The sequence below is a fragment of the Marinobacter sp. DS40M6 genome (assembly GCF_028581595.1).
Classification (GTDB): Bacteria; Pseudomonadota; Gammaproteobacteria; order Pseudomonadales; family Oleiphilaceae; genus Marinobacter; species Marinobacter salarius.
This window is the reverse complement of the sequence record NZ_JAFCAE010000007.1, coordinates 96,493-117,492: the sequence shown is the minus strand read 5'-3', so window position 1 is coordinate 117,492 and position 21,000 is coordinate 96,493. Positions and strand designations below refer to the sequence as shown.

The window sequence follows — 21,000 nt, the reverse complement described above, 5'->3', positions numbered from 1 at the left end:
AGGCTCATATACAAATTTTCAGATTCCAGTTTTCAGATTATAGAGAGACGCCAGAAATGCTAAGCATCAAGAACCTGCACGCATCCGTTGAGGGTGAAGAGATCCTCAAGGGCATCAACCTGGAGATCAAGGCCGGGGAAGTTCACGCCATCATGGGCCCCAACGGCTCAGGCAAGAGCACCCTGTCCCAGGTGCTGGCAGGCAATGAGACATTTGAGGTAACCCAGGGCGAAATCAGCCTGAACGGCGAGAACCTGCTGGACCTTGAAACCGAAGAGCGGGCTCGTGAAGGTATTTTCCTGGCGTTCCAGTATCCGGTGGAGATTCCCGGCGTCAGCAACCTGCAGTTCCTGCGCACCGCCGTCAACGCCATGCGCACACACCGCGGCGAGCAGGAAATGAACGCCGCGGAGTTCATGAAGCTGGCCAAAGAGGTTTCCAAACAGGTGGACCTGGACCCGGCGTTCCTCAAGCGCGGTGTCAACGAAGGCTTCTCCGGTGGCGAGAAGAAGCGCAATGAGATTCTTCAGGCGCTGTTGCTGCAGCCAAAGCTGGCCATTCTGGATGAGACAGACTCAGGGCTCGACATTGATGCCCTGCAGGTGGTTTCCAAGGGCGTAAATGCCCTGCGCGCCGAAGACCGTGCCATTCTGATGGTGACTCACTACCAGCGTCTGCTGAACCACATCGTGCCAGACCATGTTCATGTACTGGCCGGTGGCAGGATCGTCAAATCCGGGGGTCGCGAGCTGGCCCTCGAGCTCGAAGAGCGTGGCTACGGCTGGCTCGGCGTGAAAGACGAAGAAGCCACCCCCAGTGCAGCCAGCTAAGGAGGCCGTGGAATGAAACCAGCACCAACCATTTCCAGCGCCTTCCTTGAGCCGGGCGGGCATTCGCTGCCCGAGCCGTTGCTTGAACTGCGCAAACAGCGGGGCACGGCACTGGTGGATATGCCATTGCCCACCCGCAAAACCGAGAACTGGAAATACTCCAGCCGGCACCTGAAGCTGACCGACGAACTGGCCACCACCCTGCCCGCAACCGGCAAGGACGGCTGCAGCTTGTCGATTCCCGGTTATCGCGTGGTGTTCCACAACGGCGTGATGATTCCGGAGGCCTCGGACTTTCCGGACCTGGATGGCATCCGCATTCAACGCTTCGCCGATCTGGACGATGACGAGGCCGCGGCCCTGGCCGAACGCCTGGACAACACGCTGGACACCCGTGCCGTACAGATGGCGCGACTGAACTCCGCTCGCTTTGAAGACGGCCTGTACATCCAGCTGGACAAGGAAGCGGTTCTCGATCAGCCGCTGTTCATCGTGCACGAAGTGACCGGCACAGCTTCCGGCTCGGCGTACCCGCGCATTTATGTGGATGCCGCGCGTCACAGCCAGATTACGGTGGTAGAGGAATACCTCTCCAGTGGCGAGGAGCCGGTCATGGTGGATACCGTCACCGAGTTTGTACTGGCAGATGGAGCCCAGGTCACGAATGTGCGGCTGGTCATGGAAGGCGAAAATGTACAGCACATCGGGGCTACCGGTGTTCGCCAGGCCGCCAATTCCCGCTTCGAGAGCCACTGCGTGGGCTTCGGCGGACCACTGCGTCGCCATGACCTGCAGGTTCGGCTGGAAGGCGAAGGCGGTGAGTGCAAACTGAACGGCGTGGTTGTCACCCAGGGCAAACAGCACTACGACAACCATACCTCCATTGAACACGTGGCCGCTCACTGCGACAGCGAGGAAACCTATCGCAATATCGCTGCAGACGAGTCCCACGCGGTGTTCAATGGCCGCATCCATATCCACGAGGATGCCCAGAAGTCCAACGCGAACATGAACAACAAGAACCTGTTGCTCTCCACCGGCGCCGAAATCGACACCAAGCCCGAGTTGGAGATTTACGCGGACGACGTCAAATGCGCCCATGGTGCCACCATCGGCCAGCTCGACAGGATTTCCCTGTTCTATCTGGTATCCCGCGGCATCGGTCGCCGTGAGGCCAATACCCTTTTGACAATGGCCTTTATTAACGAACTTGTTGAACAGATTCCGGTTCAGGCGGTCAAAGACGCTGCCCAGCTCCGGCTGAATGAATTTTTCGATCAGACGTTTCAGGAGGCCTGACCGGTTATGACAGACCTTTCCATGGCCAAAAAGGCGGGCACTGCGGCGTTCGACGTCGAGGCCATTCGCCGGGACTTTCCGATTCTTGATCAGCAGGTCAACGGCAAGCCCCTCGTGTATCTGGACAACGGCGCTTCGTCACAGAAGCCCATCGCCGTGCTGGACGCCATGGATCGCTATTACCGGGAAATGCATTCCAACGTCCATCGGGGCGCCCACACGCTTGGCGACCGCGCCACCAGCGCCTTCGAGGGCGCCCGGGAGAAGGTTCGCGCGTTCCTGAACGCTGACAGCACCCGCGAGATTATCTGGACCCGTGGCACCACCGAGGCCATCAACGTGGTGGCCAATGGCCTGGCCGGCCGCCTCAAGCCTGGTGACGAAATTCTCGTCAGCCATATGGAACATCACGCCAACATCGTGCCCTGGCAGATGGTGGCCGAGCGCACGGGCGCGAAGGTGGTTCCCATCCAGATCACTCCACAGGGTGAATTGGATCCGGACTCGTTCAATAGTTTGCTGGGCGACCGCACCCGGGTACTGGCACTGACGCACGTGTCCAACGTCCTGGGCACGGTGAACCCGATTGCACCGCTGATTGAGCAGGCCAAGGCTCACGGCGTGATCACCGTTATCGATGGCGCACAGGCGGTGCCGCACTTCCAGCCGGACGTACAGGCTCTGGGCTGTGATTTCTACGTGTTCTCGTCCCACAAGCTGTTCGGCCCGACGGGCGTTGGCGTGCTGTACGGCAAGGCCCAGTTGCTGGAAGAAATGCCCCCGTTCCAGGGTGGCGGTGAAATGATTGAGCGGGTGTCGTTCGAGCGCACCACCTGGAACGTGCTGCCTTACAAGTTCGAGGCCGGCACACCGCCGGTTGCCGAGGCCATCGGCCTGGGTGCGGCCATTGATTATCTGGGCAACCTGGATCGCAATGGCATGGAAGCGGCGGAAAACGCGCTTCTCACCCGCGCCAACGAACTGGTCGAGTCGGTCCCGGGCATGGAAATCATCGGTACGGCCAGCCAAAAGGTGCCGGTCATGTCCTTTAAAATCGCCGGCCTGCACCCCAGTGATATAGGAACACTGCTGGATCAGCAGGGCATCGCGATCCGCACTGGCCACCATTGCGCCATGCCGCTGATGGACTTTTACGGGGTTCCCGGTACAGCCCGGGCGTCCTTTGCGTTTTACAATACGCTGGAGGAAGTGGAACAATTATTCACTGCCCTGCAGAAAATCCAGCGTCTGTTTGCCTGATGGAGGTGGAAATATGACAGCCGAAGTCTTCACACCAACCGTGGCGGTCACCATGACCCCGACAGCGGTGAAACACGTACGCAAACAACTGGACAAGAAGCCTGAGGCGAAAGGTATCCGCCTGGCGATCAAGAAAAGCGGCTGTTCCGGCTTCAAGTATGAAACCCAGTGGGTGGAAGAAGCCGCAGCGGACGACAAGGTGTTTCACATCGACGGTGTGGACGTCTTTGTAAAGGAAGAGCACCTGCCTCTGGTGAACGGCATTGAAATTGATTTCGTGACCGAAGGGGTGAACTCCCTGTTCCAGTTCCGGAATCCGAATGCGACGGCAGAGTGCGGTTGTGGCGAGAGCTTTACAGTCGCCTGAACCCGACAAACCAGATAGCGAATACGAGGCCCATTAAGGCATGCAAGAACGGGAAGTGGTCCTGACCAAACGCGAAGTAGAGGCGCGCCTGGTGCCCGCCGGAACCGAAATCATGATTCCGTCGGACACCTTCGTTACCATTACACAGTCACTGGGTGGTAGCTTCACCGTGGCCGTGAACGGCAACCTCGCTCGTATTGAAGGCCACAATGCCGATGCCCTGGGCAAGAAGCCCCTTGAAAGCAGCTTCGACACCCCCGAAGACGGTACGGTGAACGAAAACCAGGTGTGGGAAGCGATGCGCAACTGCTACGACCCGGAAATTCCGGTCAACGTGGTGGAGCTGGGCCTGATCTACGAGTGTGAAATACAGAATGGCACGGAAGACGGCAACCATGTGTACGTCAAGATGACACTCACGGCCGCCGGCTGCGGCATGGGCCCGGTGATCACTGAAGACGTCAAGACCAAGCTTGAGCATGTACCCAATGTGGACAAGGTGACCGTCGAACTGACCTTCGATCCACCCTGGAACAATGACATGCTCACCGACGAAGCCAAGCTTGAATTGGGGATGCTGTAATGACTGCCGCTGAACAGGAGTTTTTGAACAATCCGCTCGGGAAAGACACCACTCTGGATGATGTCCTCGATGGCTTTGAATTCCTGGACGACTGGGAAGAGCGTTACGCGTTCATTATCGACCTTGGCAAGCAGCTACCGGCATTTCCGGACGACGAGCGCAGGGAAGAGAATTACGTTCACGGCTGTCAGAGCCAGGTGTGGCTGATCCATCATTACGATGAGCAAAGTGGCAAGCTGTACCTGCTGATTGACTCTGACGCCATCATCGTTCGCGGCCTTGCCGCCATTATCCTGGTGGCCCTGAATGGCAAGTCTCCCAGGGACCTGCTGGCCACGGACATCGACGAACTGTTCGAGCAACTGGATCTGTTCCGCCACATCTCGCCCACACGGGGCAACGGCCTGAGAGCCATGGTTGGCAAGATCCGGGATGTGGCTGCGGAAACCGCCGCAGCCTGATTGAGCAGCCCTACCAGACAATAGCCACGTCATCCCGCTGTATATTGATCAGCCCGCCAAAGACAGGAATGCTGCCGTTACTGAAATCCGGGTGAACGTTGTTCACTGTCATGGTGGCGCGGCTGTCCACCAGTTCCGGGGTCGCCCCGGGTGAATCGAAGAAACTGGCACTGCGATAGAGTTTCAGCTCATCCCCCGGGCGCAAGCCTGCCGTGGCTCCGGAATCCAGCGTGACCTTGTTGCCGTCGACTCTCGTCACCCGCGTGATGAATGGCTGACAAGCAAGCGCATCATTGACCGCAGACACCATGCTGTTCATCAATCCCGCAACAGCCTGTCCGTACTCGGTTTCCCGGAAACCCGCCGACCCGAACCCATCAGAAGACCCCGGCCCAGCATTCCAACGTGCCTCCGCCGAAAACCGCTCCTGATAGACAGGTGCGCCGCTGAAGCCGTCATAAACCATCATGTCCACCACAAACCGCCGGTTCTGGTTCGCCGCACCAATGCCCCGTTGCAGGCGGTCGATAACAGAACTTCCCCAGGCGTCCGGATCAGACACGCCAACATCACGGATGACACCGGTAACCACAAACTGCACCCCAAGCTCGCGAGCCACCTGGATCACGTTGCTCAATCGATTGTTGAATTTCTGGTGCGTTGGGGCATTAAGCAGGTCATCAAACAGGCGCTGGGTGGTCGCACCAAAAACCTGGAGTTGGCCACCTCTCTGTAGATCTGCCTGCAACAATTGCGGCAAGACTTCGCCGGCATCCCCTATGCGCCCTATCCGGGCCTGATCCGGATACACCATGGGGAAACCGGTCACGGCCACGCGCTTTCTCAACTCTGCGGCATCGCCGGCCTGGCACTGGCCGCCAGCCGACATGTCGGCGCGAACCGTGACACGTAACAGATTGCCCCGCCGGTACTCGTCCACCACTTCAACGGACTTTGCCCGCGCTGACGAGGCAACCTGCAGGCGAGATTCCGTCACCACACCGTTTTCCATGGTGTCGCGGCTACTGATCCTGGCTTCGTACTGCAGGGAAACATCCCTTAACGCCGCCTTCTTAGCCTCCTGCCGTGCGCTGTCGACGTCATCGTTGTAAATGGTGGCGTGGCCGACGCCCTCCAGCACCACTGCCTGGGCACCGCCACACGCAATTACCAACAGTGCTGTGACAACGGAAATAGCCAGCTTCATGGGAAATCGTTCTCTTATTCGAGGTAGTAGAGGGAATCAACGCCCCGGCTCTGGAAATCTCCGGTGCTGTCATTGCCTCTGGGCATCGGAATTGGGCACAGGTCCTGCACTTCCCGATCGGTTACGCGGGAAACACAGGCACGGAACCTGGGCTCCAGCTTGAGTTCCATAACGGTTTCCACCACGCCGTCACTGTGTTCATTCACGGCAACCATTTTGGCGCCACGGATGTAGCTATCAACGTAGGTGCGGAACATATCGTTCTGCAATACGAAATCGTTAACCGTTGAGCTGCCGTAGATCACGGTGCCATAAACCCGTTCCGCCAGGTTGCGATAGGCATCCAACTGGGACGCACGCCGAGCAAGCAGGCGCTTACGCGTGTTCAGGCGATCTTTCGACACTTGCTCATAGGTTCCGAAGCCGCTAACCCTCACCGTAATCGGGTCCAGTTCGGTCTGCTGCCGGTCGGCACTGGCGTTCCGGTGCTGGCCCACGGGGGCGCAGCCGATCATTGTTACCACCAGCGCAGGTATCAGTATCCGCCGCAGGGTCATGTTGGTTCTCCGCAAAAAACATCTGTTCACTGCCCTTATGAAAAATTCACGCCAACCTTTGTAACCGACTGAATTCCATAATTTCATCTCCCACCGGGCCCGCCACACAGAAACCAGGCGGCAAAAAACTACCGCTATTTACAGTAAAAAAACAAACCGTTACCGCATCACCGGTGAGTCACGGTGGCAACTGAATTAACCTGAACTGAATGTCATTTTTAAATTAGCAGTATCATCGCTTCATCAGGACACATCATGACCCCATATCGTCTGACCAAGCTATCGCTAGCCATCGGCCTTTCCATCGCCACCACCTCCGCCATCGCGAGCCCGCAGGCGTTCATGTCGTCACGCTCCTTCGCCATGGGCGGCACCGGTGTTGCCGTCGCCCATCCGGCTGCGGCGGGCGCCACCAATCCGGCGATGATGGCTGCCGACCACCATGAATGGTCCAACGATTTTGGTCTGATGCTGCCCTCCGTCAACGCCCGCTTTGCGGACGAAGAGGAAACCGTTGATCAGATCGACGATATTCAGGACACGATTGATCGCTTCCAGGAACTGGATAAGACGTCCAACCCGCAAGATGCCCGCCAAGCCGCCGGTGACCTGAGACGCCAGCTCAATGACTTTGACCGCGACACCGTCCGGATTGACGGCGGCCTGGGACTCGCCCTGGCCGTGCCCACCGAGTCTTTTGCCGTCGGCTTTTTCACCAACGGCAACGTCCGCGCCACCGTCCGCGGGGAGTTCGACGAGGACGACGAGCAGTTTCTGGCCGACCTGGAAACGGCAAGCATCGTCGACCTGATTGCCGCCGATCTCGACCGTGACCTGGAGTCCCGCGGCCGCATCCTGGCCTCTGCCGTCGCCGAAGTAGGCCTTTCCATTGCCACTTCCATAGAGCTTCAGGACAGCTCACGGCTGCAACTCGGCGTATCGCCAAAATACGTTCAACTGCGCACCTTCCAATACACCGAAACCGTCTCCGGGTTTGAGGACGACGAGTTCGACAGCGACGAATACCAGACCGACAAGAGCGGGTTCAACCTGGACGTGGGCGCCGCCTACGCTTTCGGATCCCGCAACCAGTGGAATGCCGGCATTGCGGTCAAGAACCTGATCCCGATGGAGCTGGACTCTGCAGCCAGCCGCCCCGACGAGGAAAAGCGCACTCTGGAACTTGAGCCGATGGTAACTGCGGGCATCGCCCATAAAGGCGACTTCCACGTGCTGACCGCAGAAGTTGACCTGACGGAAAAGAAAGCCTTCGGCTATGAGGATGACACCCAGTGGGTTGCCCTCGGCGCGGAATTCGACGCTTTCCGCTACGCGCAACTTCGCTTCGGCGTGCGCCAGAACCTGGCCAGCAATGACGACAACGATGGCATCGAGGAAGACACCCAGTTTACGGCCGGTATCGGCCTGTCGCCCTTCGGTGCCCGCCTCGATATCGGCGGCCTGATCAGCGATGCCGATCTGGGCGCGGCGATTGAGTTCGGCGCTGCGTTCTAAGCCTGTTGTATAGAAGCAGTCCACCAAGCCCGGTTTGATACCGGGCTTTTTTTGTGGCCAACCGGTTTGCCTGTGGCCAGCCTTGCCGGGATAATCCCCAGAGCAACATCCCTCAAGGAGCAGAACCCAATCCATGAAAACCTATCTGGTGGGCGGAGCCGTCCGTGATGAACTTCTTGGTCTGCCGGTCAAAGACCGGGACTGGGTGGTCACCGGTGCAACGCCGGAAGACATGTTGCGAAAGGGCTTCAAGCAGGTAGGCGCGGATTTTCCGGTATTCCTTCACCCAGACACCCGAGAGGAGTACGCATTAGCACGAACGGAACGAAAGCAGGGGCGAGGCTACCACGGATTTACCGTGTACAGCGCCCCGGACGTGCCCCTTGAGGACGATCTGAAGCGCCGTGACCTGACCATCAACGCCATGGCAAAGTCCACCGCAGGTGAAATTGTCGACCCCTTCCACGGCCGCCAGGACCTGCAGGATCACAAACTACGCCACGTTTCCGAGGCCTTCGCCGAGGACCCGCTGCGCATACTGCGCACCGCACGCTTTGCTGCCCGCCTGCAGCCCCAGGGATTCACCATTGCCGAACCCACCATGGCGCTGATGCGGCAGATGGTGGACCAGGGCGAGGTCGGCGACCTGGTGCCGGAGCGGGTATGGCAGGAAATCCAGCGAGCGTTGCATGAGCAGGAACCCGGCACCTTTTTCGAAGTCCTGCGTGAATGCGGCGCACTGGCCGTCCTTATACCGGAGCTTGAGCCACTCGAGGCGTTTTCAGGCGCCATCGGCGCCTTGCGCCGTGCCCACGAAAGCAGCGATGATACGAGTGTCCGCTTCGCCGCGCTGCTTTCCCCCCTGGCGCCAGCCGAAGCCCGGAATCGAGCCAGGGCAATGAAAGCCCCCAACGACTGCCAGGATCTCACCCGCCTCATCACCGACGTGATACCAAAGATTCACACTATAACGTCTCATGACGCCGACCTGTTGCTGGACATGCTGGATGGAGCAGACGTGTGGCGTCGGGCAGACCGATTTTCCGGCCTATTGGTTGCTCTGAAATGCGCGCTGCCGGAGCCAGAGCGGCACAGGGTGGATTGGCTGAAATCCGCGCAACACGCCGCCACCGGGGTACAGGCGAAAACCCTGATGGAACAAGGGTTTCGTGGAAAAGAACTGGGTGAAGCAATCCGCAAAGAGCGGTTACGGCGTATCCTCGCATTCCTCAACAAAGAGTAGACACGCGATGGCATCCTCAACACCTGTAGTGCTCATTACCGGCGCAGCGCATCGGCTTGGCGCCCATACCGCCAGACATCTCCACCAACGCGGCTGGAACCTGGTCATTCATTACCGTTCGCGGGAGGCGGACGCAAACGCCCTTCGTGACGAGCTCAACAGCATCCGACAGAAATCGGCGGTTGCCATCCAGGCCGATCTTGCCGCCCCGGATCAGACAGAACTGCTGGCCCGCAAGGCAGTTTCCACCTGGGGTCGACTTGATGGCCTGGTGAACAATGCCTCGGTGTTCTACCCGAACCCTACACAGGACGCCAGCCCAGGTGACTGGGACGCGATCATGAACACCAACCTGCGGGCGCCTTTTTTTCTCGGCCAGGCCTGCCTGCCAGCGTTGAAACTGTCACAGGGCGCCATCGTGAATCTTATCGACATCTACAGCCAACGGCCGCTGGCCGACCATCCACTATACTGCGCCAGCAAGTCCGGGCTCGCTTCACTGACCCTGTCCTGGGCGAAGGACCTGGCACCGGAGGTACGTGTAAATGGGGTTTCACCAGGCGCGATCCTTTGGCCAGAGGGTGACGCGGCGATCGACGAAGGTTACCAGCAAAGTATACTGGCCAAGACGCCCCTGGCCCGCACCGGCAAGCCGGAGGACATTGCTGGCGCCATCGCCTTCCTGCTGTGCGACGCCCCGTTTGTCACCGGCCAGATCCTCGCGGTGGATGGCGGACGCAGCCTCAATATGTAAAACCATCGCAGTTGCCTGCTTTGGCCCACTCTCGCTTTCCGATACAATGAAGCCAGCTTTTAAAATCTGCGTGCAAACCGGAGAGACTCCATGCGTGATGTAGTTATCGTAGCCGCCAAACGTACCGCCGTCGGCAGCTTCGGCGGCGGGCTGTCCAGCCTGAGTGCCGATAAGCTGGGCAGCGCCGTTATCAAAGCCCTGCTTGAAGAAACCGGCGTTGCTGCCGATCAGGTCAACGAAGTGGTCCTTGGCCAGGTTCTGACGGCCGGTTGCGGACAGAATCCGGCACGCCAGGCGTCCATCAACGCCGGCATCCCCGCCTCTGTACCGGCAATGACGATCAACAAGGTATGTGGCTCGGGACTGAAGGCGGTGCACATGGCGGTCCAGGCCATTCGCTGCGGCGATGCCGAGCTGATGATTGCCGGTGGTCAGGAGAGCATGAGCCAGGCTCCCCACGTGCTGCCCAACAGCCGCAACGGCCAACGCATGGGTAACTGGAACATGGTGGACACCATGATTTCCGATGGCCTTTGGGACGCCTTTAACGACTACCACATGGGCGTCACCGCAGAAAACATCGTGGAGAAGTACGGCATCACCCGTGAAGAGCAGGATGAGTTTGCTGCTGCGTCCCAACAGAAGGCGGCCGCCGCGATCGACGCTGGCTACTTCGAAAGCCAGATTGTTCCCATCACTATTCCTCAGCGCAAGGGCGAACCACTGATCGTCAACACGGACGAGAACCCGCGCGCTGGCGTAACCGCGGACAGCCTGGGCAAGCTTCGTGGCGCGTTCAAAAAGGATGGAACCGTCACCGCCGGCAATGCGTCTTCCCTTAACGACGGCGCGGCGGCCGTCATCGTGTGCAGCGCCGACAAGGCCAAGGAACTTGGACTTGAGCCTCTGGCCACTATCAGGGCTCATGCCAATGCCGGTGTCGACCCGGCCATTATGGGCACCGGCCCGATCCCTGCTAGCCAGCGCTGCCTGAAACTGGCCGGTTGGTCGGTGGACGATCTGGATCTGGTGGAAGCGAACGAAGCCTTCGCCGCCCAGGCCATTTCCGTTAATCGGGACCTGGGATGGGATACCGCGAAGGTCAATGTGAACGGTGGTGCTATCGCACTGGGCCATCCAATCGGGGCTTCCGGTTGCCGGATCCTGGTCAGCCTGCTGCACGAGATGGCTCGCCGGGATGCAAAGAAGGGGCTTGCCACCCTGTGCATTGGCGGCGGCATGGGTGTTGCCCTCGCCGTGGAGCGTTGATCACAGGATGTTGAACGTGGTGCTGTTCGAGCCGGAGATACCGCCGAATACCGGCAATATCATCCGGCTCTGCGCCAACACCGGCTGCCGGCTGCATCTGATTGAACCCCTGGGTTTTACCCTGGAAGACAAACAGATGCGCAGGGCAGGCCTGGATTACAGTGAATACGCAACGGTAACGGTACACTCCGACTACCAGGCCTTTTTGGAGAGTGAGCAACCTTCAAGGCTTTTCGGGCTGACCACCAAAGGTAGCCGCGGCTATCATGATGTCGAATACCAGAATGGTGACTATCTGATGTTCGGCCCCGAAACCCGCGGGCTGCCACAGGACATCCGAGAGGCGATGCCGGAGCACCATCGCCTGAGAGTGCCCATGCGACCGGAAAGTCGCAGCCTTAACCTATCCAACACGGTAGCACTGGTGGTTTATGAAGCGTGGAGGCAATTTGGATTTGAAGGGTCGCAGTAACCCTCGCCACAGCGGATGGCCCATTATTGCCGTTTTGCTCATGCTGACTACCAGCAACGCCTGGCCCAATAATAATACGCAGGCTACCCGTGTTATCACCACGCCCTCGACAACGTCAGAAGTGTCTGTGGTCCTTGGCAAACAGATCATCAGAAAGCTCTATGACAGCTGCGGGCTGGACATAAGATATCTGGATGTCCCGGCCGCACGGGCCGTGCTTATGGCAGAGAAAGGCCAGTCAGACGGCGAGCTTGCCCGAATCCCGATGGCCGTCAATGACAATGCTCCGTTGCTACCGCTGGCGACGCCTATCCAGGAGGCACGCCTGGTTTCGGTGGCTCTCAACGGCAAGGCCGGCGATTCAAAGGCCTCTTTGAAGGGAAAACGGATTGGTTTCCTCAATGGCTATCGAATGATCGCGCGGGTGCTGCCCGAGGATGCGACACAGGTAGCCACCAGCGACACCTTTCAATTGATCGATCTGCTCGAACGAGGCCGTATCGACGTGGCACTGACCCTGGAGTGGGACGCCCTGGCCGCCAAACGCAAGAACCTAAACCTGTCCATTGGCGAGCCACTGCTGCAAGCCCCCCTCTATCACTGGGTTCATGAATCCCGAAAAGACGATATCCCTTGCCTGTCCCGGGCGCTGGAGTCCATGAAGGCATCCGGCGAGATCGACCAGATAATCAGTGACGGTATCGGGCAGGAAACCGCCCAATAAAAAACCCCGCGAACCTGAACCGTTGGCGGGGTTTTCTGGCGCTTGTGACGGCAGCGTATCAGTGAGTCTGCTCTTCCTTCGCTTCCCCTGACGCCTCTTCCTGCTTGCGCTTCAATGCCTGTGCGTAGATGGCATCAAAGTTAACCGGTGCCAGCATCAGCGCCGGGAAGCTACCCCGACCGACCACGCCGTCAATGGCTTCCCGAGCGTAGGGGAACAGGATGTTGGGGCAATAGGCACCCAGCATCTGGCCAAGCTGCGGGCCTTCAATACCTTTCACCAGGAAAACGCCCGCCTGCTGAATCTCGACGATGTAAGCCACTTTTTCATCGACTTTCGCGGTCACAGTCAGAGACAGGACCACTTCGTACTGGTTATCGCTGATCTTGTTGTGGGAGGTGTTCAGATCCAGATTAACCTGGGGTTTCCACTGGTCCTGAAAAACCGTCGGGGAATTCGGCGACTCGAACGACAGATCCTTCACATAGATACGCTGGAGCGCGAACTGTGGTTGATTCTGGTTTTCGTTGCCTGCTGCGGCCTGCTCATTTTCAGCCATGTTCAATCCTTTCATTCTCGATAAGGGGCAACCAGGGCCCGTTGTTATATCAGTGCTGCCGGAACAGTGTAATGCCTGGCTCCGCCGGCCGATGTGAAACAGTGCGACAGTTTACCGTTCAGTTCAAGGCCTGGCAGGGCCGTTACTTCTTCACCAACGGCAGATTGCTGCCCTTCCAGTCCGCAACGCCACCGTTGAGGCGAACCACATTGGCGTAGCCTTCCGCATTCAACTGCTTGACCGCCATGGCGGAATGCTGCCCCATCTTGTCAGCCACAATAATCTGCTTGTCCTTGAACTTCTTCAGTTCCGACGCACGACTTTTGATACTATTAAGGGGAATATTGATTGAACCGGTTATCCGGCCCTCGTTAAAATCCTTGCGATCACGGATATCGACGACGACAGCTTCGTCGCGGTTAATCAGATTCACGGCTCCCTGCGCAGAGATTTTCTTGCCGCCACGGCGAGACTCGAGCACCAATATGGCCAGCAGGAAAGCGACAAACAGAGATACCAGAATGTAATGGTTAACCGCGAACTCGAACACCCTTTCCATGAAAACACCTTGCTGAATAGTTTGTGGCGGGATTATACACACCCTTCCCCAAGGACAGAAGGTGACCAGGCCGAAGGTGACGCCACTGGCCGGAGGGTGCGAAAATGTTTAGAATCAATGTTCGTTTTAGTAAATTTACCAAACTACCATCGGATTAAGTGATGACTGCCACGCGTAAGCCTACCGCACTGATCATTCTTGATGGCTGGGGCCACCGTGACCCGGCTGAAGACAACGCCATCAGCAATGCCAACACCCCGTGTTGGGATAAGCTCTGGGAAAATCAGCCGAAAACACTCATCAACACCTCCGGCATGTTTGTCGGCCTGCCCCAGGGACAGATGGGTAATTCCGAGGTTGGGCACATGAACCTGGGCGCTGGCCGGGTGGTTTATCAGAGCCTGACACGCATCGACAAAGATGTAGAAGAAGGTAGTTTTACGGAAAATTCCGTACTTTGCGCCGCCATTGATAAAGCCGTTAGCAGCAACCGTGCTGTGCACCTGATGGGCCTGCTTTCCCCCGGCGGCGTTCACAGCCATGAAGACCACGTACTGGCGGCCGCTGAAATGGCAGCCAAGCGCGGCGCAAAGGAAGTCTATATCCACGCCTTCCTCGATGGCCGCGACATGCCTCCCCGCAGTGCAAAAGCGTCACTGGAAAAAGCTGCCACCAAACTCAAGCACTTGGGCGTGGGCCGGGTAGCCTCCATTGTTGGCCGCTACTACGCCATGGACCGCGACAATCGCTGGGACCGCGTGGAAGAAGCCTACAACGTTATGACCCTGGGCGAAGCAGAATTCACTTCAGCTGATCCGGTGTCCGCGCTGGAGCAAGCCTACGAGCGCGGCGAGAACGACGAGTTTGTAAAGGCCACCCGTATCATGGCCAGCGGCGATAACGAAGGCACCATCAACGACGGTGACACCGTTATATTCATGAATTTCCGCGCTGATCGCGCCCGCGAGATGACACGCTGCTTCGTGGAAAAGGACTTCGACGGTTTTGAACGTCGCAAGCATCCGGAACTGGCTGACTTCGTCATGCTGACCGAGTACGCAGCCGACATTAACACCTCGTGCGCTTATCCCCCGGAGCAGTTGACCAATGGTCTGGGCGAGTATGTGGCCAACCTCGGCAAAACCCAGCTGCGGATTTCCGAAACCGAGAAGTACGCACACGTTACCTTCTTCTTTAACGGCGGTCTCGAAACACCGTTTGAAGGTGAGGACCGAATCCTGGTTCCTTCGCCCAAAGTGGCGACTTACGACCTGCAACCGGAAATGAGTGCGCCCGAGGTCACTGACAAGCTGGTCGAGGCGATCAAGAGCGGGAAATACGACCTGGTTGTCTGTAACTATGCCAATGGCGACATGGTGGGCCACACCGGCAAGCTGGATGCCGCCATCAAGGCCGTGGAATGCATCGACCAGTGCGTAGCCCGTATTACCGAAGCCTTGCAGGAAGTGGGTGGTGAAGCATTGATCACCGCTGACCACGGCAACTGCGAACAGATGACCGACCCCAATTCCGGCCAGGTACACACGGCCCACACGATCGGCCCCGTGCCGCTTATCTACGTTGGCCCACGCAAGGTCAACCTCAGGGACGACGGTAGCCTCAGCGACGTGGCGCCCACCCTGCTGAGCCTGATGAGCCTGGAACAACCGGCTGAAATGACCGGGCACAGCCTGGTGGAGATCGGTTGATTCTGCGTCTTTGGCTGGCGGTGGCGATGCTTGCAGTCGTCACGCCAGCACTGGCGGAGCAACAGGTCACACCTGGCCAGATAGAAGATCTCAAGGAAGAGATTGCCGATATTGATGAGTGGCTTGCCGACGCCGAGGAAGACCGTTCCTCGCTGGAGCAACAGCTCTCCGGGCTCGAACAGGAAATAGGCCGGCTCACCCGCGAACGCCGGGAGCTCCGCCAACAGGCACGGGAACAGCAACTGCGCCTGACCGAGCTCGGCAAGGAAGAGACCGAACTCACCCGCGTGCTGGAAAGCCAGCGCGACAGCCTGAAGAAACAGATCCGCGCCGCCTGGATGGAAGGCGACGCGCCCGCCGTCAAAGTCCTGCTCAACGAGATCGACCCGGACAAGGTCGCCCGCACGATGACCTACTACGAGTACCTCAGCCGGGACACCATTGACCGCCTCGAGGCGTTCGCTGCCAATCTCCGGCAATTGAAAGAAACGCAGAAGCAGGTCAAGGCCGGGCGGATGCGGCTGGCAGAACTGGAAGAGAATGTCGCCGACCGCCAACAAAAGCTGAGCAGCAGCAAAAAGGAACGGGAACAGACCCTGGCGGCCCTGAAAACCGACATCAGCAATCGACTGAGCGAACGCGAGGAACTGGAAGAGGATCGCAAGCGCCTGGAAAAACTGCTGCGGGAGGTCGAAGAGGCCATCGCCAACATCCCCACGCCCAATGAGTCAGATCCGTTCGGATCACTCAAGAACAAACTGCCGTGGCCGGCGGAAGGCAAAATCGTTCGCAACTTCGGAGACAGCTACGCCAGCGGAAAACTCAAGCACAACGGACTGCTGATCAACACCGCCGAGGAAGGCGACGTAAAAGCCGTTCACTATGGCCGCGTTGTTTTCGCCAACTGGCTGCGCGGGTTTGGCCTGATCACCATCCTCGACCACGGCGACGGCTACATGACGCTCTACGGCCACAGCAGTAGTCTGTTCACCAGCCCCGGAGACTGGGTTGAAGCGGGCGAGGCAATTGCCCAGGCTGGCCGAACCGGCGGGACCAATGACCCCGCGGTGTATTTTGAGGTCCGCCACAATGGAAAACCGGACAATCCCCGACGCTGGCTCGGCAACCGCTGAACGGGTTCACGCTACCCCAAAGGCTGACAAATCAGCCCGGTAACGCCATACTGTCCGGCAATACTTGGGAACAACCAGTCATCGGATTAACACAGGACATGTGAATGAGACGGGTAAGAAGTCTACACCACGCCAGCACACGCGCACTCGCCCTTGCCACCTGCTTAACCGTTCTGCCCGGCCTTATTCATGCCCAGGAAGCCGATGAAGAAACCCGACGCCTGCTGGAAGGCATCCAGCACGGTGAGCAGGTGGAAATACAGCTGCCTGATCCGGAAGAACAGCTGCCACTGGACGACCTTCGCAAATTCGCTGAAGTGTTTGGCCGAATCAAGGATGCCTATGTGGAAGAGGTGGACGACCGCCAGCTCCTCGAAAGCGCGATCAAAGGCATGTTATCTGACCTGGACCCGCACTCCACCTATCTGGCCCCGAAAGACTACGAACAGCTCGAAGAGAGCACCTCCGGCGAGTTTGGCGGCCTGGGCATCGAAGTAGGCATGGAAGATGGCTTCGTAAAAGTTATCTCTCCCATCGATGACACCCCTGCTCAGAAGGCCGGTGTACAGGCGGGCGACCTGATCATCAAACTGGGTGACCAGCCGGTGAAAGGCATGTCGCTGGAAGAAGCCGTTAAACTGATGCGCGGCAAGCCAGGAACCGTCCTCACCCTGACCATTATGCGTGAGGGAGAATCAGCGCCGATCGAGATTGATGTGAAACGCGACATCATCAAGGTCACCAGCATCAAATCCCGCATCATCGAGAACGGCTATGGCTACGTCCGCATAACCCAGTTCCAGGCGGATACCGGCACTCAGTTCACCAAGGCACTGGAAGCCCTGGAGAAAGAACATGGCAGCGACCTGGACGGCCTGGTGATCGACCTGCGCAACAACCCCGGCGGCATTCTCCAGGCGGCGGTTGAAGCGGCCGATGCCCTGCTGGATAGCGGCTTGATCGTCTACACGGAAGGCCGCATCCAGAGCTCGCGCCTGCGCTTCAATGCCAAACCCGGAGATGTGATGCCGGATACGCCCATTGTCGTTCTGATTAACGGCGGTTCAGCCTCTGCATCCGAGATTCTTGCGGGCGCGCTTCAGGATCACCAGCGTGCCGTGGTCATGGGCACCCAGTCGTTCGGCAAAGGCAGCGTGCAAACTGTCATCCCCCTGGATGAGACTCACGCCATCAAGATGACCACCGCCCGCTATTACACCCCGGATGGGCGCTCCATCCAGGCCAAGGGGATCAAACCGGATATTGAAGTGAAGCCGGCGCAGCTGACTGAGCTCGACAGTCAGCCGTTCTTTACCGAGGCGGATCTCAGCGGCCACCTTGAGGGGCAGGATGAGGGGCAGCAGGAAGAACCGCAAAAGCAGGAGGACGCACAAAGCACGTCGCCGGCGAACAAGGACTTCCAGCTACGCTCTGCACTGAACCTGCTGAAAGGCATGAGCATTCTCAACAAGCGTAACAAGCCGACACAGGAAAGCGCGGATTGAAAGTTCTAGCAACACTGATTGCCGCCCTTTTGACCACCTCCCCGGTTGTTGCCGGGGAGCATGAGGGGCAACTCCCGCCCACTATCGCCATCATCATCGATGACATGGGACATAACCTGGTGGAAGGTGAGCGACTGATCGCCCTGGATCAGCCCATCACCCTGGCTTTCCTGCCCTACCGCAGATACACCACCAGACTGGCGGAGTTGGCCCACCAAAAGCACAAGGAAATCATGCTGCATGCGCCAATGGCCAATACCCGTAACATCGGCCTTGGGCCCGGCGGCCTGAACCCGGATATGGACCAGAACAGCATAGCCACTACCTTGCGGCGAGCGCTCCAGTCCATTCCCCATGTGCAGGGCGTGAACAACCATATGGGCAGCCTGCTAACTCAACAACTTCAGCCGATGGACTGGGTGATGTCTGAACTCGATCACTACCCGGTCTATTTCGTGGACAGCCGCACCATCGCTTCCTCCATTGCGGGCGAAGTCGCAGCCGCTTACCGCATACCCACCCTCACCCGCGACGTGTTCCTGGATCACGAGCAAACCGAGGAATTCGTGAATCAGCAGTTCGAGCTTCTTATCAAGCGGGCAAAGGAAAACGGCAGCGCCATCGGCATTGGCCATCCTCACAAGGTAACGGTGGACTATCTAGAGAAACGTCTGCCAGAGCTGGACGAGCAGGGAATTGCCGTAGCGACCGTCAGCGGCGTATGGGCGATGAGGAATGGCAACCGGCCAATGTTTGCGGAAGGGGAAAAGCGGGCGATTCGGCCCGCGCTGGCGAAGCAGGAATGAGGCCCGACCTCAATCCCGCACCACAATCCCCTGGGCCTTCATAAATGCCTTTGCTTCGGGAATCGTATGCTGACCGAAGTGAAAGATGGACGCCGCCAGCACGGCATCCGCGCGACCTTCGGTCACACCGTCTGCCAGATGCTGCAGCTCGCCCACTCCCCCTGAAGCAATGACCGGCACCGATACAGCGTCGCTGATGGCACGGGTCAGCCCCAGGTCGAATCCGATTTTGGTGCCGTCCCGGTCCATGCTGGTCAGCAGCAACTCGCCGGCACCCATCGCGGTCATCTTGCGAGCCCACTCAACCGCATCCAGCCCTGTCGGCTTGCGCCCACCGTGGGTGAAAATCTCCCACCGGGGCTCCTCTCCTTCACCACTGACACGCTTGGCATCAATGGCGACAACGATACACTGACTGCCAAAACGGTCGGCGGCCTCACGCACGAAGTCCGGATTGAATACCGCCGCAGTATTGATTGACACCTTGTCCGCGCCTGCATTCAGGAGCTTGCGGATGTCCTCAACGGTGCGCACGCCGCCACCCACCGTCAGCGGGATAAACACTTCAGCCGCCATGCGCTCCACAGTTTCATAGGTGGTATCGCGGCTTTCGTGACTGGCGGTGATGTCCAGGAAGGTGATTTCGTCGGCGCCCTGTTCGTTGTACTTGCGGGCCACTTCCACCGGGTCACCAGCATCGCGGATATCGACGAAGTTCACGCCTTTTACAACGCGGCCTTTATCGACATCCAGGCAGGGAATAATGCGTTTTGCCAGAGCCATAATTCGTGCTACCCCTTCAGGCTGTCGCAGAAGGCCTGGGCCTCGGCCACATCCAGGGTGCCTTCATAGATGGCTCGGCCGGTAATCGCACCGAGGATGCCCTTGTCAGCCACGGTAGCAAGGCGCTTGAGATCGTCCATGTTGGTAACGCCTCCAGAAGCGATCACGGGGATGCCGCCTTCTTCCGCCAGTGCCGCGGTGGCTTCCACGTTCACGCCCTGCATCATGCCGTCGCGGCTGATGTCGGTGTAAACAATGGACTCGACACCGTCGTTGGCAAAACGTTTCGCCAGGTCGGTCGCCATGACTTCAGACACTTCCGCCCAGCCGTCAGTGGCAACGCGGCCGTCTTTGGCGTCCAGGCCCACGATAATGTGGCCGGGAAAGCGCTTGCACATCTCGGTAACGAATTCCGGTTCTTTCACCGCCTTGGTACCAATAATGACCCACTGTACGCCGGCTTTCAGATAGGCCTCGATGGTTTCCGCCGAACGAATACCGCCGCCAATCTGGATGGGCAAATCCGGGTATTTGCGAGCGATGGCCTGGACGATTTCGCCGTTGACGGGTTCACCGGCGAAGGCGCCATTCAGGTCCACCAGATGCAGGCGGCGGGCGCCAGCATCCACCCAGCGGGTTGCCATATCAACAGGATCGTCACCGAAAACGGTGGAGTCGTCCATACGGCCCTGGCGCAGTCTTACGCATTTGCCGTCTTTAAGATCTATGGCCGGGATGATCAGCATGTTCCAGTCCAGTTGGTAAAGTTTTTCAGTAACTGCAGCCCCGCCCGAGCGCTTTTTTCAGGGTGGAACTGCACCGCAAAGATGTTATCTCTCGCTACTGCTGCAGCCAGGTCAACGCCGTAATGGGTACGGCCGGCAATATCCGGGTTGCCCTCGGCTTCAGCGTAGTAGCTGTGCACGAAATAGAAGCGGTCGCCGTCGGGAATATCGTGCCAAAGCGGGTGATCCATGGTCTGGTGCACTTCGTTCCAGCCCATATGAGGCACTTTCAGACGTTCGCCGTTCTCGGTGAGATTGTCACCGAAGAAGCGCACCTCCGACTGGAACAGGTCGATACAATCCACCCAGCCGTTTTCCTCGCTGCGGGACATCAGCGCCTGCATGCCTACGCAAATGCCGAGCAACGGACGGTCAGCGGAGACTTCCCGCACCAACTCATCAATTCCCAGGCGGCGGATTTCCGCCATGCAGTCGCGGATGGCGCCCACGCCAGGGAGGATCACCCGGTCCGCGCTGCGGATCTGCTCGGCGTTGTCGGTGACCAGAACACGGGTGTCCGGTGCAACGTGCTCCACCGCTTTGCTGACGGAATGAAGGTTACCCATGCCGTAGTCGATAATGGCAACGGTTTTCATGCGAAGAGAAACTTCCTGAATCGT

General features: G+C 58.6%; 23 protein-coding genes. 16 read left to right on the top strand and 7 right to left on the bottom strand.

Annotated elements, in window-relative coordinates; genetic code table 11:
- The first annotated feature begins 56 nt into the window (after positions 1 to 56).
- Genes sufC through JJO78_RS17300 form a run of 6 tightly spaced genes read left to right on the top strand, consistent with a single transcriptional unit; the run spans position 57 to position 4,800 of the window.
- Entirely contained in the window at positions 57 to 830 is a 774-nt protein-coding gene (sufC, locus tag JJO78_RS17325; protein ID WP_041334000.1) for a Fe-S cluster assembly ATPase SufC, read from the top strand.
- Positions 831 to 842: 12 nt separating this feature from the next.
- Positions 843 to 2,129 carry a Fe-S cluster assembly protein SufD gene (gene sufD, locus JJO78_RS17320; protein ID WP_085679189.1) on the top strand — a complete coding sequence of 429 codons (1,287 nt, stop codon included), beginning with the start codon at positions 843 to 845 and terminating at the stop codon, positions 2,127 to 2,129.
- Between the two features lie 6 nt (positions 2,130 to 2,135).
- Entirely contained in the window at positions 2,136 to 3,389 is a 1,254-nt protein-coding gene (locus JJO78_RS17315) for an aminotransferase class V-fold PLP-dependent enzyme (RefSeq protein ID WP_273624239.1), read from the top strand.
- A 13-nt stretch (positions 3,390 to 3,402) separates the two neighbouring features.
- Complete coding sequence (locus JJO78_RS17310; RefSeq protein WP_007153379.1) at positions 3,403 to 3,756, top strand: HesB/IscA family protein; 354 nt, start codon at positions 3,403 to 3,405, stop codon at positions 3,754 to 3,756.
- A gap of 40 nt (positions 3,757 to 3,796) precedes the next feature.
- Positions 3,797 to 4,339, top strand: a complete 543-nt coding sequence (sufT, locus tag JJO78_RS17305) for a putative Fe-S cluster assembly protein SufT (RefSeq protein ID WP_007153380.1) — start codon at positions 3,797 to 3,799, stop codon at positions 4,337 to 4,339.
- Positions 4,339 to 4,800 carry a SufE family protein gene (locus JJO78_RS17300; protein WP_151982997.1) on the top strand — a complete coding sequence of 154 codons (462 nt, stop codon included), beginning with the start codon at positions 4,339 to 4,341 and terminating at the stop codon, positions 4,798 to 4,800. The genes sufT and JJO78_RS17300 overlap by 1 nt, the downstream gene beginning before the upstream one ends.
- A gap of 10 nt (positions 4,801 to 4,810) precedes the next feature.
- Here the strand turns inward: JJO78_RS17300 and JJO78_RS17295 are convergent, their stop codons facing one another.
- Positions 4,811 to 6,007, bottom strand: coding sequence for a flagella assembly protein FlgT (locus JJO78_RS17295; protein ID WP_151982998.1), 1,197 nt, complete (start codon positions 6,005 to 6,007; stop codon positions 4,811 to 4,813).
- 14 nt (positions 6,008 to 6,021) lie between these two features.
- Positions 6,022 to 6,564, bottom strand: coding sequence for an LPP20 family lipoprotein (locus tag JJO78_RS17290; RefSeq protein ID WP_036208805.1), 543 nt, complete (start codon positions 6,562 to 6,564; stop codon positions 6,022 to 6,024).
- A 255-nt stretch (positions 6,565 to 6,819) separates the two neighbouring features.
- On the opposite strand from JJO78_RS17290, the gene JJO78_RS17285 reads away from it, so the two are divergent.
- From JJO78_RS17285 to JJO78_RS17260, 6 genes are all read left to right on the top strand, one after another.
- A complete protein-coding gene (locus JJO78_RS17285) occupies positions 6,820 to 8,079 on the top strand; it encodes a conjugal transfer protein TraF (protein WP_193216602.1) in 1,260 nt (419 codons plus the stop codon).
- Positions 8,080 to 8,212: 133 nt separating this feature from the next.
- Positions 8,213 to 9,322, top strand: a complete 1,110-nt coding sequence (locus JJO78_RS17280; RefSeq protein ID WP_085679177.1) for a multifunctional CCA tRNA nucleotidyl transferase/2'3'-cyclic phosphodiesterase/2'nucleotidase/phosphatase — start codon at positions 8,213 to 8,215, stop codon at positions 9,320 to 9,322.
- 7 nt (positions 9,323 to 9,329) lie between these two features.
- A complete protein-coding gene (locus tag JJO78_RS17275; RefSeq protein WP_085679174.1) occupies positions 9,330 to 10,076 on the top strand; it encodes a pteridine reductase in 747 nt (248 codons plus the stop codon).
- A 90-nt stretch (positions 10,077 to 10,166) separates the two neighbouring features.
- Positions 10,167 to 11,345 (top strand): acetyl-CoA C-acetyltransferase, encoded by a 1,179-nt coding sequence (locus JJO78_RS17270; protein ID WP_036208792.1) that lies wholly within the window; start codon positions 10,167 to 10,169, stop codon positions 11,343 to 11,345.
- A gap of 7 nt (positions 11,346 to 11,352) precedes the next feature.
- The gene (gene trmL / locus JJO78_RS17265) at positions 11,353 to 11,817 is read left to right on the top strand and encodes a tRNA (uridine(34)/cytosine(34)/5-carboxymethylaminomethyluridine(34)-2'-O)-methyltransferase TrmL (RefSeq protein ID WP_036208783.1); all 465 of its coding nucleotides are present in this window, start codon (positions 11,353 to 11,355) and stop codon (positions 11,815 to 11,817) included.
- Entirely contained in the window at positions 11,795 to 12,541 is a 747-nt protein-coding gene (locus JJO78_RS17260; RefSeq protein WP_159265596.1) for a substrate-binding periplasmic protein, read from the top strand. Before trmL ends, JJO78_RS17260 begins: the two co-directional genes overlap by 23 nt.
- 58 nt (positions 12,542 to 12,599) lie before the next feature.
- On the opposite strand, the gene secB is transcribed toward JJO78_RS17260, so the two are convergent.
- Together secB and JJO78_RS17250 are read right to left on the bottom strand one after the other, a co-directional pair.
- Positions 12,600 to 13,100: a protein-export chaperone SecB gene (gene secB / locus JJO78_RS17255; protein ID WP_007153391.1), complete on the bottom strand. Its 501-nt coding sequence runs from the start codon at positions 13,098 to 13,100 to the stop codon at positions 12,600 to 12,602.
- A gap of 142 nt (positions 13,101 to 13,242) precedes the next feature.
- Positions 13,243 to 13,659, bottom strand: a complete 417-nt coding sequence (locus JJO78_RS17250) for a rhodanese-like domain-containing protein (protein ID WP_007153393.1) — start codon at positions 13,657 to 13,659, stop codon at positions 13,243 to 13,245.
- Between the two features lie 161 nt (positions 13,660 to 13,820).
- Here JJO78_RS17250 and gpmM point away from each other — a divergent pair, with 161 nt between their 5' ends.
- The 4 genes from gpmM (at position 13,821) to JJO78_RS17230 (ending at position 18,812) form a co-directional block, all read left to right on the top strand.
- Entirely contained in the window at positions 13,821 to 15,368 is a 1,548-nt protein-coding gene (gpmM, locus tag JJO78_RS17245) for a 2,3-bisphosphoglycerate-independent phosphoglycerate mutase (RefSeq protein ID WP_273624233.1), read from the top strand.
- 26 nt (positions 15,369 to 15,394) lie between these two features.
- Positions 15,395 to 16,501 (top strand): murein hydrolase activator EnvC family protein, encoded by a 1,107-nt coding sequence (locus JJO78_RS17240; protein ID WP_036208774.1) that lies wholly within the window; start codon positions 15,395 to 15,397, stop codon positions 16,499 to 16,501.
- A gap of 104 nt (positions 16,502 to 16,605) precedes the next feature.
- Positions 16,606 to 18,006 (top strand): S41 family peptidase, encoded by a 1,401-nt coding sequence (locus tag JJO78_RS17235; protein ID WP_036208773.1) that lies wholly within the window; start codon positions 16,606 to 16,608, stop codon positions 18,004 to 18,006.
- Positions 18,003 to 18,812 (top strand): divergent polysaccharide deacetylase family protein, encoded by an 810-nt coding sequence (locus tag JJO78_RS17230; RefSeq protein WP_151983000.1) that lies wholly within the window; start codon positions 18,003 to 18,005, stop codon positions 18,810 to 18,812. Before JJO78_RS17235 ends, JJO78_RS17230 begins: the two co-directional genes overlap by 4 nt.
- A 9-nt stretch (positions 18,813 to 18,821) precedes the next feature.
- Here the strand turns inward: JJO78_RS17230 and hisF are convergent, their stop codons facing one another.
- Genes hisF through hisH form a run of 3 tightly spaced genes read right to left on the bottom strand, consistent with a single transcriptional unit; the run spans position 18,822 to position 20,976 of the window.
- On the bottom strand, positions 18,822 to 19,595 hold the full coding sequence (hisF, locus tag JJO78_RS17225; RefSeq protein ID WP_075194385.1) for an imidazole glycerol phosphate synthase subunit HisF: 774 nt from the start codon (positions 19,593 to 19,595) through the stop codon (positions 18,822 to 18,824).
- Between the two features lie 8 nt (positions 19,596 to 19,603).
- Positions 19,604 to 20,341, bottom strand: coding sequence for a 1-(5-phosphoribosyl)-5-[(5-phosphoribosylamino)methylideneamino]imidazole-4-carboxamide isomerase (gene hisA, locus JJO78_RS17220; RefSeq protein ID WP_036208766.1), 738 nt, complete (start codon positions 20,339 to 20,341; stop codon positions 19,604 to 19,606).
- Positions 20,335 to 20,976: an imidazole glycerol phosphate synthase subunit HisH gene (gene hisH, locus JJO78_RS17215; RefSeq protein ID WP_085679168.1), complete on the bottom strand. Its 642-nt coding sequence runs from the start codon at positions 20,974 to 20,976 to the stop codon at positions 20,335 to 20,337. The genes hisA and hisH overlap by 7 nt, the downstream gene beginning before the upstream one ends.
- Positions 20,977 to 21,000 lie beyond the last annotated feature (24 nt).